The 13,381-nt window shown below is 62.9% G+C and carries 15 protein-coding genes and 1 tRNA gene; 6 read left to right on the forward strand and 10 right to left on the reverse strand.

The annotated features are described in order from the left end of the window. Positions 1-144 precede the first annotated feature (144 nt). Positions 145-220 (forward strand) — tRNA-Thr (locus tag GJ668_RS15435). Between the two features lie 881 nt (positions 221-1,101). Here GJ668_RS15435 and sctU read toward each other — a convergent pair. From sctU to GJ668_RS15485, 10 genes are all read right to left on the reverse strand, one after another. Then, positions 1,102-2,154: a type III secretion system export apparatus subunit SctU gene (gene sctU / locus GJ668_RS15440; protein WP_155451030.1), complete on the reverse strand. Its 1,053-nt coding sequence runs from the start codon at positions 2,152-2,154 to the stop codon at positions 1,102-1,104. A gap of 10 nt (positions 2,155-2,164) precedes the next feature. After that, the gene (sctT, locus tag GJ668_RS15445) at positions 2,165-2,950 is read right to left on the reverse strand and encodes a type III secretion system export apparatus subunit SctT (RefSeq protein ID WP_155451031.1); all 786 of its coding nucleotides are present in this window, start codon (positions 2,948-2,950) and stop codon (positions 2,165-2,167) included. Further along, complete coding sequence (gene sctS, locus GJ668_RS15450; RefSeq protein WP_155451032.1) at positions 2,950-3,222, reverse strand: type III secretion system export apparatus subunit SctS; 273 nt, start codon at positions 3,220-3,222, stop codon at positions 2,950-2,952. The genes sctT and sctS overlap by 1 nt, the downstream gene beginning before the upstream one ends. 46 nt (positions 3,223-3,268) lie before the next feature. Next, positions 3,269-3,919, reverse strand: coding sequence for a type III secretion system export apparatus subunit SctR (gene sctR / locus GJ668_RS15455; protein ID WP_155451033.1), 651 nt, complete (start codon positions 3,917-3,919; stop codon positions 3,269-3,271). Next, the gene (gene sctQ, locus GJ668_RS15460; RefSeq protein WP_155451034.1) at positions 3,916-4,992 is read right to left on the reverse strand and encodes a type III secretion system cytoplasmic ring protein SctQ; all 1,077 of its coding nucleotides are present in this window, start codon (positions 4,990-4,992) and stop codon (positions 3,916-3,918) included. Before sctQ ends, sctR begins: the two co-directional genes overlap by 4 nt. Continuing rightward, positions 4,989-5,441: a type III secretion HpaP family protein gene (locus tag GJ668_RS15465; protein ID WP_155451035.1), complete on the reverse strand. Its 453-nt coding sequence runs from the start codon at positions 5,439-5,441 to the stop codon at positions 4,989-4,991. The genes sctQ and GJ668_RS15465 overlap by 4 nt, the downstream gene beginning before the upstream one ends. Before the next feature lie 710 nt (positions 5,442-6,151). Next, the gene (gene sctO, locus GJ668_RS15470; RefSeq protein WP_155451036.1) at positions 6,152-6,640 is read right to left on the reverse strand and encodes a type III secretion system stalk subunit SctO; all 489 of its coding nucleotides are present in this window, start codon (positions 6,638-6,640) and stop codon (positions 6,152-6,154) included. A gap of 27 nt (positions 6,641-6,667) precedes the next feature. Beyond that, positions 6,668-8,011, reverse strand: a complete 1,344-nt coding sequence (gene sctN / locus GJ668_RS15475; RefSeq protein WP_281350245.1) for a type III secretion system ATPase SctN — start codon at positions 8,009-8,011, stop codon at positions 6,668-6,670. Then, positions 8,008-8,493, reverse strand: a complete 486-nt coding sequence (locus tag GJ668_RS15480; RefSeq protein ID WP_155451038.1) for a hypothetical protein — start codon at positions 8,491-8,493, stop codon at positions 8,008-8,010. The genes sctN and GJ668_RS15480 overlap by 4 nt, the downstream gene beginning before the upstream one ends. Next, entirely contained in the window at positions 8,490-8,843 is a 354-nt protein-coding gene (locus GJ668_RS15485; RefSeq protein ID WP_186343138.1) for a nucleotidyltransferase domain-containing protein, read from the reverse strand. Before GJ668_RS15485 ends, GJ668_RS15480 begins: the two co-directional genes overlap by 4 nt. A gap of 92 nt (positions 8,844-8,935) precedes the next feature. Here GJ668_RS15485 and sctW point away from each other — a divergent pair, with 92 nt between their 5' ends. From sctW to sctV, 5 genes are read left to right on the forward strand one after another with little or no spacing between them, the layout of a single operon-like run. Further along, complete coding sequence (gene sctW / locus GJ668_RS15490; RefSeq protein WP_155451039.1) at positions 8,936-10,063, forward strand: type III secretion system gatekeeper subunit SctW; 1,128 nt, start codon at positions 8,936-8,938, stop codon at positions 10,061-10,063. A 1-nt stretch (position 10,064) separates the two neighbouring features. Further along, positions 10,065-10,442, forward strand: a complete 378-nt coding sequence (gene sycN, locus GJ668_RS15495; protein ID WP_155451040.1) for a type III secretion chaperone SycN — start codon at positions 10,065-10,067, stop codon at positions 10,440-10,442. Positions 10,443-10,465: 23 nt separating this feature from the next. Next, positions 10,466-10,846, forward strand: a complete 381-nt coding sequence (gene sctX / locus GJ668_RS15500; protein ID WP_155451041.1) for a type III secretion apparatus assembly protein SctX — start codon at positions 10,466-10,468, stop codon at positions 10,844-10,846. 6 nt (positions 10,847-10,852) lie between these two features. Continuing rightward, positions 10,853-11,191, forward strand: coding sequence for a type III secretion apparatus assembly chaperone SctY (gene sctY / locus GJ668_RS15505; protein WP_155451042.1), 339 nt, complete (start codon positions 10,853-10,855; stop codon positions 11,189-11,191). Then, a complete protein-coding gene (gene sctV / locus GJ668_RS15510; RefSeq protein WP_155451043.1) occupies positions 11,192-13,297 on the forward strand; it encodes a type III secretion system export apparatus subunit SctV in 2,106 nt (701 codons plus the stop codon). It abuts the gene before it with no gap. The last annotated feature ends 84 nt before the right edge of the window (positions 13,298-13,381 follow it).

Genomic DNA, 13,381 nt, shown 5'->3' on the forward strand with positions numbered 1-13,381 from the left:
CTTCAGGACCATCGGGGTCTCCGGTCGACTCTCAAAACGTCCTTCATAGCATCATGGTCTTAAATTTAGAACTGCTGACCGTGCGCGTCGAGCATTGAGGTGAACCACCATTTCGCGTTATAGTAACGCGCTCAAAGGCAATCCGCTGGCGTAGCTCAGTTGGTAGAGCAGCTGATTTGTAATCAGCAGGTCGGGGGTTCGAATCCGTCCGCCAGCTCCATAAAATCAATAACTTAAGTGCAAATAATTTACTTAAGTTATTTTTGAGTCACCAATAAGTCACCAAAGTCATGCTTCGTCGAAGCATGACTTTGGCCCCCACCATTCACTGGCCTAGCGCCCAAGTCGCCTCAACCCATTCTTTCTGTCCCCTGGCATCAGGCCGCCTATCCAGCTCTGTGTTCTGAACAATCTGGCGTGGTCTTCCCTCGCATTCGCTTGCTTGGCGGTTCGGTCGGCTATTCTGAGTCCAGGCCACACACACAAGCGATACTTTAGAGTTGCAGGGGGTGGTCTCAGGATCTGGGGACAGTGGGAACAAATCTATAACTTTCTGATAATAATTAGTTTTTTTAAAAAACGCTCTTTTTTGCGCTGCTGTGTGGTAACACGTCTTGGAACAAGCCACGTCCGCCGTGAGCGTGTCGATTGGCGAGGACATGGGATCCGGGCGCTGAGTTCAGTCAGCAGGCACGCGCGCGGTTCGCCGTAGCGGTGTGTGAGGATCTCGGTGAACGTCAAACGCCTGGCAGGCCACCAATACCGCAACCCGCTGGTCAAGCGTTGGCGGTACTACGTCGGCAGAAACAGCTGGCAGAATCTCCAAATCGCAGTACACCGCTTCAAAATCGATCATGGTGGATCTCTGGAACCTTAGGATAGTCTCCAGAAACCTTAGCCGGTTTCGCCGCCTTGAGCCGCCGCCCTTATCCAGAACTCACGTTAATCCACTTTTCGCGTGGCCTGACTTCACGTCCGCACAGCTCTTCGAAGCGCTGAAGTGGCCCGAGCGCCGCCAGATAGGCGGCGGCCAGACTGCGGCGATAGAGTCTGGTCTTGATGCAGTAGATGCCCTCGGCGATCAGCCAAGAAGTGGTGGATTCAGCGCGGTGCCTCCAGGCGCGCCACCCAGCGCAACACCTCGGCCACAGCCTCAATCAGATCACTCGGGATGTATTGATCGACCTGTGATTGCTCATGCAGGGCGCGCGCGAGCGGAACGTTCTCCATCACCGGGATGCCCTCGGCGCGGGCGATCTCGATGATCCGCTGCGCCATCAGATTCTCGCCCTTGGCACGCACGATGGGCAAGGGCGTCTCGCCCTCAATGTATTCGAGCGCGACGGCGATGTGTGTAGGATTGGTGACGACCACGGTCGAGCGCTTCACGGCGCTGGCGGTGTTCTGCATCATCAGCTCCTGATGCAACTGCCGGCGCTTGCCCTTGATGCGCGGATCGCCCTCCATCTCCTTGTATTCCTGCTTGACCTCCTGCTTGGACATGCGCATCTCCTTGGTGAACTGAAAACGCTGAAAGGCGAAGTCCGCCGCGGCGATCAGGATGAAGCCGAAGCTCGCATAGATCATCAGATCCAGCATCAGGGCGCCCAGTAGCGGCGTCACGCACCCCACCCCGCATTGGGGCAGCTTGAGCAGATTGGCCAGATTGTCGCTGATGACCTGATAGAAGAGGATCGACAGCAGCGCGATCTTGAGGATCGACTTGAGCAGCTCGACCAGATTCTTGATCGAGAAGATCTTTTTGATCCCCTTGCCCGGATTGAGCTTGTTGAGATCCGGTTTGAGCGACTCAAAGGCGAGCAGAAACCCGAACTGTCCCAGATGAGCCGCGATCCCGACCACCACCGCCAGCACCAGCGGCGGAGCGATCATCTGCAGAAACAGCACGATCAGACCGTCGAAGGTCTGTTCGAGCGCCTGATAGAAGGGCATGTCCGAGCCGATGAAGACCGTCGGCAGCAGGATCAATTCCTGGAGCTTGTCCGAATAGAATCCGGATGCGCCCCACAGCAACGCGAACATCAGCACCACCAGCGCCGCCGAGACCACGTCCTTGCTCGACGAGACCTGGCCCTTCTTGCGTGCGTCGCGCAGTTTCTTGGCTGTAGGTTGTTCGGTCTTTTCGCCGCTCATGACCGTTGGCTCATCGAAACAGGGCGTCCAGCAGCCTGAAGTGCGCGCCCAATCCCAGCAGCTCGTCTTGCAGGAAACCGAACAGCAGGGTCATATAGATCACCAAGATCAGCATCCCAACGGCGCTCTTGATCGGCATTGCCAGCGAGAACACATTCATCTGCGGCGTGAAGCGGCTGATGAGTCCGAGCGCGAACTCTGACAGGAACATGGCGATGATGACCGGCGCGGCCAGCAGCACCGTCAGCGCCATGAAATGATCAAGCAGACTCAGCAGCCAGGGAATGGCTGTCGGCTCCAGACGCGGATAGAAGGAGAACACTGGCCACAGCCGATAGCTCTCATAGAGCGCGCCAAGGAACACCAGTATCCCGCCACCGACGAAGAACAGCACCGCCAGCACCTGCTTGAACAGCACGCCGAGCGGCGAGGTCTGGGAGCCGGTCATGGGATCGATTGAGCTGGCCATGGTGGTGCCGCGCTGGTTGTCGATGAAGAAGCCGGCCGAGTCGGCGATCCAGAACGGAATCGCGACGCCGAAGCCGATCATCAGTCCGATGAAGACCTCCTTGCCGACCAGCGCCAGCCCCTCCAGCCAGCCAGGCGGCGTGCTCGGCGCCTCAACCAGCGTCAGCGGCAGAATCAGCAGGGACAGACTGACCGCCACCCCGTTGCGCGTCATGCCCGGCAGCACCTGGCGCGTAAACATCGGCAGCAGGGCGAAGGCGGTCAGGATGCGCGGCAGGCTGAACACCAGCGCGATCAGGAGATGACGCCAGTCGTCGAAGCCGGCCATCAGTGCGCCTTCAGGGTCGCAATGCTGTCGAGGATGGTCAGGGTGTAGTTGAACAGCTCGCCGCCGAGCCAGCGCGCGGTCAGGAAGATGACGACGATGACCACGAACAGCTTGATCGCGAACGACAGCGTCTGCTCCTGGATCTGGGTCAGGGCCTGGAACAGACTGACCAGGGTGCCGACGATGGCCGCCGCCAGGATCGGCGGCAGCGACAGGTAGAACACCAGCAGCAAGGCCCTGGCGGCGAACTCGACGACCTGCGTATCCAACATGTTCGGATCTCTCCCGGCTCCGGCGCTCGGCGTCTGGTTTCAGGCGTCAGGCGTAACTCAGCACCAACCCCTGAATCAGCCGCGTCCAGCCGTCGACCATTACGAACAGCAGCAGCTTGAACGGCAGCGAGATGGTCATGGGCGAGACCATCATCATGCCCATGGCCAGCAGGATGTTGGAGATGATCAGGTCGATGGCGACAAAGGGCAGATAGATCAAAAAGCCGACCTCGAAGGCCGTGCTGAGCTCGCTGACCGTGAAGGCAGGGATCAGGACCATGAGGTTGCGCGCGTCCAGATTCTCCGTCACCTCGGGGGGCCACAGTCGATGCGCCGTCTCTAGGAAGAAGGCCTGATGACGCGGCGCGACATGGCGGCTGAGAAAGTCGCGAAACGGCTCGGCGGCCTCGCTCAAGACCGACGTCAGTTGGTCGGTGGGCAGATTGGCGAGATCATGCTGCGTCAGGGTGTCGAAGGCCGAAATCCCGACCGGAGCCATGATATAGAGCGTCAGGATGATCGCCAGCCCTTGCAGGGTCATGGTCGGCGGGATCTGCTGGATGCCGAGCGCATTGCGCAACAGCAGCATCACCACCACGATCTTGACGAAGGATGTCGCGATCACGGCGATGAAGGGCACCAGACCCAGGACGACCAGGGTCAGGATCAGCAGGGTCGGATCGAGCGCGGCACTCATGTTGCGGGCGGTGCGCCGAAGAGTTCGGTGACGCGAACCCCGAGATGATCCTCGATCATCACCAGTTCGCCGTGTCCGATCAGACGCCCGCCGACCACTAGCCGGATGCGCGGGCGATCAAGTTCGGTCAGCTCGAAGCAGTAGCCGGGCTGGACGGCGCGCAGTTCGCGCAGCGGCAGTTGCAGGCGGCTCAGTTCGAAATCGACGCTGATTTCGAGCTCATCGGGGTCGATGACGGCGGGAGTGGAATCGCTATCCGGGTCGTTCATGGAGGGTTCGGACATGGTCGCGGGTACCAGAGAGTCGATGATGAGGCGCTGATCGGCCAGATGGGCGGTGGCGAGCGTGCGGCGACTGTGTTTCAGGTGCAGTGGGATAGCCGCTGGGTCGACCCGGCGCGGCAACAGCAACAGGTCGCCGGTTTCGAGCGCGCGCCATTCGTGCGTTCGCAGGCGAGTGGCGCCGAGCCATGGGGTCAGGGTGATGGGCAAATCCGGCCAGCGATCGGCAATCGGCGTGGAGTCGGTGGCCGACTGTGGTTCCTGCTCCAGCCGTGCGGTCAGGCGTATGCTCGCGGCCGCGTCCAGACCCAGACGCGCGATAGGTTTGGCGGACTCGACATCCGCTCGCCACAGTGCTAAGACGCTTTCTGCAGATGGCGACGTTTCAGCCTCAGCCGGTGTCGTGGTCGCTTCGAGCCGAGTCGACAGCAATGCTTCCAGTGCGTCGAGCAACGGCGCCAGCGCGGCTTGACGGGCCGCCGCTCCCAGCGCGGGCGGAAGTTGGTCAAGTTCCAGATCGCCGATCCAGTGCCCAAGCCAGTGGCGCCAGACATCCGGGGCCGGCGCCAGCCACAAGGCTCCCGCTTCGCCATGCAATAGGAATAGGATCCACTGATCCGCCGCTTTGGGCCAGGCGGCCTGCTGCTCCAGCGCGAGACTCAAGGTCAATGGTCCATCGGGCAGATCTAGCGTCAGTTGCGGCGTCCACTGTGCCAGGCACTGCGTCAGCCGCACCTGAGTGCGCGTCAGACGTTCGAGCACCAGCGGTCGTATCGGCGTTTGATCCGTCACGCACCTGGATCCTCATGTGCTTCCCAAGGATCGCGCCGGTTGCGCGAGCGTCCATCGCCGGGGTTGGAATCATTACCGGCGTTGCGCACGTCGACGACCTGCACCTCGACCCGAACCTGGGTCTCCAGCCGGTTGGCGAGCGTCTGTTGCAATGCGTCGGTCTGGCCGGACAACTGGCGTGCAAGATCGGTACTGGGGATCTGGATGCTGACCACGAGTTGGCCATGCTCCTGGCGCAGCCGGATCTCACCGCCCTGCAGGACGGATTCGCGCAATTGGATCCGCACTTCCGATTCACCCACCTGACGGCGGTCGGACACCAGGATGCGCTGTGCCAGACGCTCGCCGAGGCGTTCGATCTGCTCGATCCGGTCGCTGGTTTGAATCGCGCTCGTCTCGGATGTCGAGGTGTTTTCGACCGTATCGCTCTGCCGGCCGAGTCCTTGCAAGATGTGGTCGCCCGTGGGCAGGGCGTTGGTTAAGGGGGATGATTCGATCTCTTTGGGCTTGGAGGCGCCGATGGAAAGAGACTGTGAAGCACCCTGGGGCTCGACGACCTTGGCTGTGGTGTCTTGCGCGACTTGGGCGTTCGTAGAGGAGCGTTGCGGCTCGTCTCGATGGTTGCTGATCGTGGAGCCGGACGGCGTGGGCCTATCTGGTGATCGTTCATTCTTCGTCGCCTCAGTGGAACGACCGTCAGCGACTTGGCCCGATTCGTCATCGACAAAGCCAAACGCGCAGCGACCTTCACCCGGAATGGTCGCCTCGGAATGCCGCCTGTTTGCAGTGCCATTCGCAATGGGCGCGGACTCGTCATCCAAGGCGGTTTGAGCGGCTCGATGGCTCATCATCTTCGAGGTCAGCGCGACCGCCTCGTCGATCTGGACCGCTGTGTCATGTTTAGCCGGTTCGCTCGCCGATGATTTCTGCTCCAACGAATGGCGCTCGACGGGCGGCTGCTCCGATACGTGACCCGCTGACTGGGATTCCGTTTTGGCGTGCATTAGAGCGCTGAAGCGTTCAGCGGCTTGATCGAAATCGGTGTCAGTTCCTTGAGTCGACCGATCGGGCTTCGAATCCGAACCTGCTCGGGCTTCCGTCAGGCTCGACCGGTCGGACGGCAATCCGCCCGCCGTCGTATTGCGTGTCGAAATGGCCATCAGGACCACTCCCGCCGCATCTGATGCGCCGCGCCGGCGATCTCTTCGAGTTCCTGTTCCTCGCGCATCATCTGTTCACGCTCCTCGATGGCCCGCTGTACGGCGACGAATTGTTCGAACTTCTCGCATTCGCGCACGCTGGCCGCCTGACGCTCACGCGCCGCTTCCAGCGCCTGACGTGCACTCTGCAACTGCTTTTCCTCATTGAGCACACGCTGATTCAAGAGCGCCTCGCGTTCGCGCAATTGGGCGGTATAGCGGTTCATGTCCTCGATACTCTCGACCAGCACCAACTGGTTGCGAATCGCCTCGAAACACCGCTGCTCTTCGCTCAGGCGGTGGTCATGAAAACGCTGCGCCTCATCGCGCGCCTGCTGCACAACTCGCGCCTGCTGGTCGAAGCGTTGCTGCTCGCGTCGCAACGCCTGCGTGGCCAACTGCTCGCGATAGTGCTTGATGCGCAGGAGTTCGCCATAGGTGTCGCTCATGTCGGCGTCTTGGAGTCAGCGGAGCCGTCAGCCGACCAGCCGCCGCAGGGTCTCGACCGTCTCTTCGAAGCTCGGTCGCTCATCGCCGCGTTGACGCAGAAAGGCACGAATGGCGTCGATGCGAGCCAGCGCCTCGTCGGCCAGCGGATCGCTGCCCTTTTTGTACTCGCCGATCTTGACCAGCAACTCGACCTCCTCATATTTCGCCATCAGCTCGCGCACCCGGCTCGCCGCCGCGCGATGCTCGGGCGCGACGATGGCACCCATCACGCGGCTGACACTGGCCAGCACGTCGATGGCCGGATAATGATTGGCCGCCGCCAGCTTGCGCGACAGGATGATATGCCCATCGAGGATCGAGCGCGTCTCGTCGGCGACCGGCTCGGTCATGTCGTCGCCCTCGACCAGCACCGTATAGAGCGCGGTGATGAAACCCTTGTCAGACTGACCGACACGCTCCATCAGGCGGGGCAGGGTGGCGAACACCGAGGGCGGAAAGCCGCGCCGGGTCGGCGGCTCGCCGGCGGCTAGTCCGATCTCGCGCTGGGCGCGTGCAAAGCGCGTCACCGAATCCATCAGCAGCAGCACCCGCCGCCCCTGATCGCGAAAATACTCGGCGATCGCCGTGGCTACATAGGCCGCCTTGGCGCGCTCCATCGAGGGCCGATCCGAGGTCGCGACCACGATCACCGACTTGGCCGAACCCTCCGGCCCCAGGTCGTGCTCGATGAACTCGCGTACCTCGCGCCCACGCTCGCCGATCAACGCCAGTACGGTCACATCCACATCCGCCCCGCGCACCAGCATCGACAGCAGGGTACTCTTGCCGCCGCCGGCCGCCGCGAAGATGCCCAAGCGCTGGCCTTCGCCACAGGTCAGGAGTCCATCGAGCACGCGCAGACCCAGCGCCAGGGGTTTGTCGATGATACGTCGCTTGAGCGGATCGGGCGCGTCCTGATAGACCGGATAATAGGTCTCGACCTCCAGCGGGCCGAGCCTGTCCTGATCCAGCGGGCGACCCAGACCGTCGAGCACCCGACCCAGTAGCCCAGGCCCCACAGGCACCATCTGCATGCGCCCGGTCGGGATGACTTCGGTATTTGATGAAACGCCATAGATCTCGCCCATGGGCGTGAGCAGCGCCTCCTTGCCGCCGAAACCCACCACCTCGGCCACAAGCTCGAAGTCCTCGCCCGGATTGCGCAGATGACAGAGTTCGCCGATGCGCGCCCCCGGTACCATGGCCTTGATGATGGTGCCCGTGATCTGGGTCACGCGCCCGCGCACCTCCAGCAGCCGCGCCTCCTCGATGGAGCGGGCGAGCAGGTCGGTGATGTAGTCGAGGCCCGGCGCCGTGCGTGTGTCGTTCAATCGTTGCCGTCCCCTGGCCGGTTGCAGCATTGTGATGCGGCGACCCGCAGGCGCTCAACGATCATCAGAACGGCTGCTGTCTCGGCATGGATTCCATTGAGCAGATCGACAATCGTGCTTGGGTCGGGGTATTCATGTCCGACGGCATTGCGCAGACCGCGTTGCCGTTCCCAATCGGCAGTCGAGGTGACGATTCCCTGCTTTTCCATGAGTGCATGCAAGGCGAGAAAGCCGGAATCCGCCTTGGGTTCCAATTGCGCACGCGCCAGTGCACGCATGGCCGGCGCCAGCAGATCCTGGCAGCGGGCGTAGCGCACGGCCAGGGCATCCAGGCGCTCGAGTTCCAGTGGGGCCAAGTTTGCCAGTTGCTCGACGGCGAGTGGAAACAGGTCGGCAAGGCCACGCCAGCTTGTATCCAGGCGTGTCGCCGCCTGATCCAGTGCCCTCAGAGCTTCAGCCAGTACTTGATGACGCAGTGTCATAAAGGTTTTCCTTCGGTTCGTGCCTGACGCATGAAGGCCGTGAGCGGTTCGCGGCCGATCACCACGTCGACGGGGCGGCGCAATCGACGCTCCAGTTCGCGCTCCAGGGCTTGACGCGCCAGCAGCACATTCGTCGGCAGGGGAGCGCTCGGCTCGATGTAGAGATCGACATCACCGCCACGCGCCTGATCATCGAGCGCCGAGCCGAACAGCCAGATCGCCGTATGGCCGTCGAAGTGCGTGTTTACCGCCTGATGGATGTGAGCGATATGTTCGGGAGTTAGTCGCATCGGGCCGTTTTCCTGGTCGGTGATGTCGTCGAGGCTCGGCCCCGTGCGCGTGTCGCTCAATCGCTGTGGCCCCCTGGCCGGTTCCGGTGTGTCGCGTCGGTAGTATACTCAATCGCCATCCAACCGATTCAGCACCGTCGAGCACGTCCGCCATGTCCGGTTCAGGTTCGATTCAAGCCGATCTCACCAACCTCGCGGGTCTCCGTTCGGATCGCGACGCGCCGCTGACGACCGGCGGGCACAGCGAGGGCCAGTATCGCGGCGAGCGCGTGGTGCTCGGCGACGAGCGCTCACTGCTCCAGGATGCCGCCGAGGAGATGACCTTCCAGCATGGCGAGAGCGAGGAGAAGACGCTTGCGCGCCGCACCATCAGCGATGCCGCCAAGCAGAAAAAGGGCCTCGCCATGCTGCGCGTCAAGCAGGTGATGGACAAGCTCCCCGACCTGCGCAAGAACAATCTCGAGCGCGTCATGCAGATCCTGATGCGTCTGCGTCATGCCGAGTCGTTCGATCTGCGCCATCAGGTGCGCGAGCAATTCCGCGAGCCGTCCCATCAGTATGCCGCGCTGCTGGCGTTCGCCGAGCGTCTGCGCGAGGAGGGCGCGCCCGCGAGCCAAATCGCCATGGCCGAGCGCGCCCTGCGCGAACTCGAAGCCGAACAGGGGCCGGCGATCCGCGCGGCGCTCAATATCGCGGACGTTGCCGACGCGTTCAGCCGCACCCAGCTCGGCGATTTGCAGACCCTGCGCGCAACCTATCGCGATGCCGTGCTCGACGCCTCCGGCCTGAGCGAGACCTTCAACACCCTGAAAGATCGCCATGGCGACTCCGAGCTGTTACAGGCCATCAAGTATCTGCTCAAGGCCCTGGCCGCCGACCTCGGGGCCGACGGTCCCTCGATCGACCCCGCCAAGCTCAGCGTGCTGCTCAACGATCTCTACCGGCTGGAACTGCTGACCGGTCTGCTGGAGGACTGCGCCACCCTAGTCGAACGCTATCGCACACCGGGCTGCGCGTTCAAGCCGAGCGACCTGCTCGGCGAGCTGCTCGCGCTCCAGGTCCAGACCTGGCTGAGGCCCGAGTCGATCACGCCGCTGCCGGGCAAGCTCGGCGTGCGCGAGATCGCCCAGGAGATCGGGTTCCTGCGCGAGTTCAGGGAACTGGCGCGCTCGATTCCGCTCAAGGCCTATGCCGACTGTGAGCAGCGTCCGCGCCTGCTCGACGCCATCCAGCAGGCCATGGACAGCGCCATTGAGCGCGAGGACGAGGAGGGCTATTGAGATGATCGGATCCGTGATCGACGCCTTCGCGCATGGCCTGGGCCTGACCGATTTCAGTTGGTCCAGGTGTCGGGGGGTGGCGGTCTTCGCCTTTGATCGGCGCGGCACGCTCTATCTGGAGGAACATCCCGAAGGACTGCTGATGTATCTCAGCCGCGACTTCGACGCCCGTGAGTCGGTGCGGGCGCGGCTCACCCAGGCGCTGCGACTCTGTCACTATCGGCACAGCTGGCCGTTCGTTGTTCAGGCTGGACTGCGCGAGTCTTCGCATCTGGTCTTTCTGGTGCGTCTGCCGCTCGCCGAGGTCACACTGCCGGCCCTGGAGCAGGCGCTCGACCTCCTGACGCGCCTGCACGATCAAACCGCGAGCGCCGTCTGAAACCCGAAACGAGGGCGATATCCATGGATCACAAGATCGGCGGCTTTGCACCCGACCTGGGACTCGAAACCATCGGTCGGCTCGACGGCCCGGCCACCCGGCTGCCGGCCCAACGCGAGACCCGACTCACCGGCGGCCCGATCCGGCATTGGGTCGGCGAACTCTTCCAACCGACCACCCTCGATCAGACCCTGCGCCGATTCGCCCAGCCGCATCTGAGCGATCCGGCCCTGCTGACCCCGGCGCGCTTCGAGTCGCTGGTGCGCGACAGTACCCATGTGTTGAACGAACTGGCCGAACGCGACCAGGATCCCGTCCTCGCCGCTGCCGGTGAGCTGCTGGCGCGCGAACTGGAACTGCGCGATCTGCTGGCCGGCTATCGCGCGCTGCTGATGAGGGCTTAGACCGCCATGTGGAGTCAGGAGCATACCGATGTGCTGCGGGTGTTGGCCGACGTCTATCTGGAGCAGGACCGCGCCGGTGAGGCGTTGATCCTGCTACGCGCCTTGGCGCGGCTCGCACCCGCCGAGCCGGGCGTCTGGCGCGCACTCGGCTATGCCGCTCTGCGCGCCGGCGAGCCGGAAGAGGCGCTGAACGCCGCCGACGCCCTGTTGCGGCTGGAGGCGCCCAGCGCCGACAACGCGCCCATCCTGCTCCTGCGCGCTCAGGCCCTGCGCGCGCTCGGCCGCGCGGGCGAGGCACAGGACAGCCTCAACCGCTATCTGCAACAGCGACCGGACACCGCCTGAATGTTCACCCAAGCCCAAGCCATCCTGGGACTGGTCACGCGCCGTAGCGACATCCTGCTCGCGGTCTCGGTGGTCATGATCCTGTTCATGATCATCGTGCCGCTGCCGACCCTGGTGCTCGATGTCCTGATCGCGGTCAACATGACCGCCGGCATGATCCTGCTGATGGTCGCGGTCTATATCCCCTCGCCGCTGGCCTTCTCGGTGTTTCCGGCGATCCTGCTCATCACCACGCTGTTTCGGCTGGCGCTCAACATCAGTTCCACGCGCCTGATCCTGCTCGATGCCGATGCCGGTGAGATTATCCAGGCCTTCGGCGAGTTCGTGGTCGGCGGCAACTTCGCCGTCGGCATGGTCCTATTTCTGATCATCACCATCGTGCAGTTCGTCGTCATCACCAAGGGCTCGGAGCGCGTGGCCGAGGTCAGCGCGCGGTTCTCGCTCGACGCCATGCCGGGCAAACAGATGAGTATCGACGGCGACATGCGCGCCGGTCTGATCGACATGGACGAGGCGCGTCGGCGACGCGGGCTGGTCGAGAAGGAGAGCCAGCTCTACGGCTCGATGGATGGAGCCATGAAGTTCGTCAAGGGCGACGCCATCGCCTCACTCATTATCACCGCCGTCAATCTGATCGGCGGCATCGCCATCGGCGTGCTGCAGAAGGGCATGACGGCAGGGCAGGCGGTCGAGGTCTATTCGATCCTCTCGATCGGCGACGGTCTGGTGTCGCAGATCCCAGGGCTGCTGATCTCGATCACGTCCGGCATCATCGTCACCCGCGTTTCGACCGATGAGTCGAGCAATCTCGGTTCGGACATCGGCGCTCAGGTGCTGGCCCAGCCCAAGGCGCTGCTGATCGCCGGCAGCCTGCTGTTTCTGTTCGCGGCCATTCCGGGCTTTCCCTATCAGGTGTTTATCCCGCTCGGTCTGACCCTGCTCGGGTTGAGCTGGACGCTGATCCGGGTCGGGCAGGCCGAGGCGGCGGCCACGGCGGGTGGAGGCGTGATCCCGGCCACGGCGCCGGCCGGTCAGCCTTCCAAGGCCAAGGCGCCGTCCAAGGGGCGTACCGGCGCGGTCGAGGACGAGTTTTCGCTGACCGTGCCGCTGCTGATCGATGTCGATGCGGCCCTGGAGCCGGTGTTGCGTGCGGATGAATTGAACGAGGCGCTGATCCAGGTCCGCCGCGCGCTCTATCTGGATCTCGGGGTGCCCTTCCCCGGTATTCATCTGCGCTACAACGCCAATCTGACCAACGGTGCCTATCAGATTCTGATCCAGGAGACGCCGATGGCGCAGGGGCGTCTGCGTCCCGGCTGGGTGTTCTGTCGCGAGGAGGCGCGCCATCTGGAGATGCTTGGGGTGCAGAGCGAGGGCGGCGACCGGTTTCTGCCCGGCGTCGAGACGCTCTGGATCGAGGAGCGGCATCGCGCTCTGCTTGATAAGGCCGGTATCGCTACGCTGGATCTGCCGCGCGTGCTGACTTTTCATCTGTCCTTCGTGCTCAAGAAATACGCGCCAGACTTCATCGGCATTCAGGAGACGCGCTATCTGCTCAGTCAGATGGAGGGCAGTTTCGGCGAGCTGGTGAAGGAGGTGCAGCGGGTGCTGCCGATCCAGAAGATCACCGAGATCTTTCAGCGTCTGGTGTCGGAGGAGATCTCGATCCGCAATCTGCGCACCATCCTGGAGGCGCTGGTCGAATGGGGACAGAAGGAGAAGGATTCGGTGCTCCTGTGCGAATACATTCGCGGCACACTCAAGCGCTATATCAGCTACAAGTACAGCAGCGGGCAGAACATCCTGCCGGCCTATCTGCTGGCACCCGATGTCGAGGAGACCATTCGCGGTTCGATCCGTCAGACCTCAGCGGGAAGTTATATGGCGCTCGATCCGGCGGTGGCGCAGAAGTTCGTCGCGCACTGCAAGCAATCAATCGGCGAGCTGCGTCCGGGGCGGGCGCGGCCGGTGATCGTGGTGTCGATGGATATCCGGCGCTATGTGCGCAAACTCATCGAGATGGAGCTGTATGAGGTACCGGTGCTGTCGTATCAGGAACTGACGCAAGAAATCACGGTGCAGCCGCTCGATCGCATCCTGTTGTGAGCGGCGCCGGACCCTCAGTGTCAAGATAGTTGACGTCTGCTTCGGCTATCTTTCTTAATACATCTGAGGGCGCGAGGAACTGAG

The organism is Allochromatium palmeri (assembly GCF_009720725.1).
GTDB classification, from domain to species: domain Bacteria; phylum Pseudomonadota; class Gammaproteobacteria; order Chromatiales; family Chromatiaceae; genus Thermochromatium; species Thermochromatium palmeri.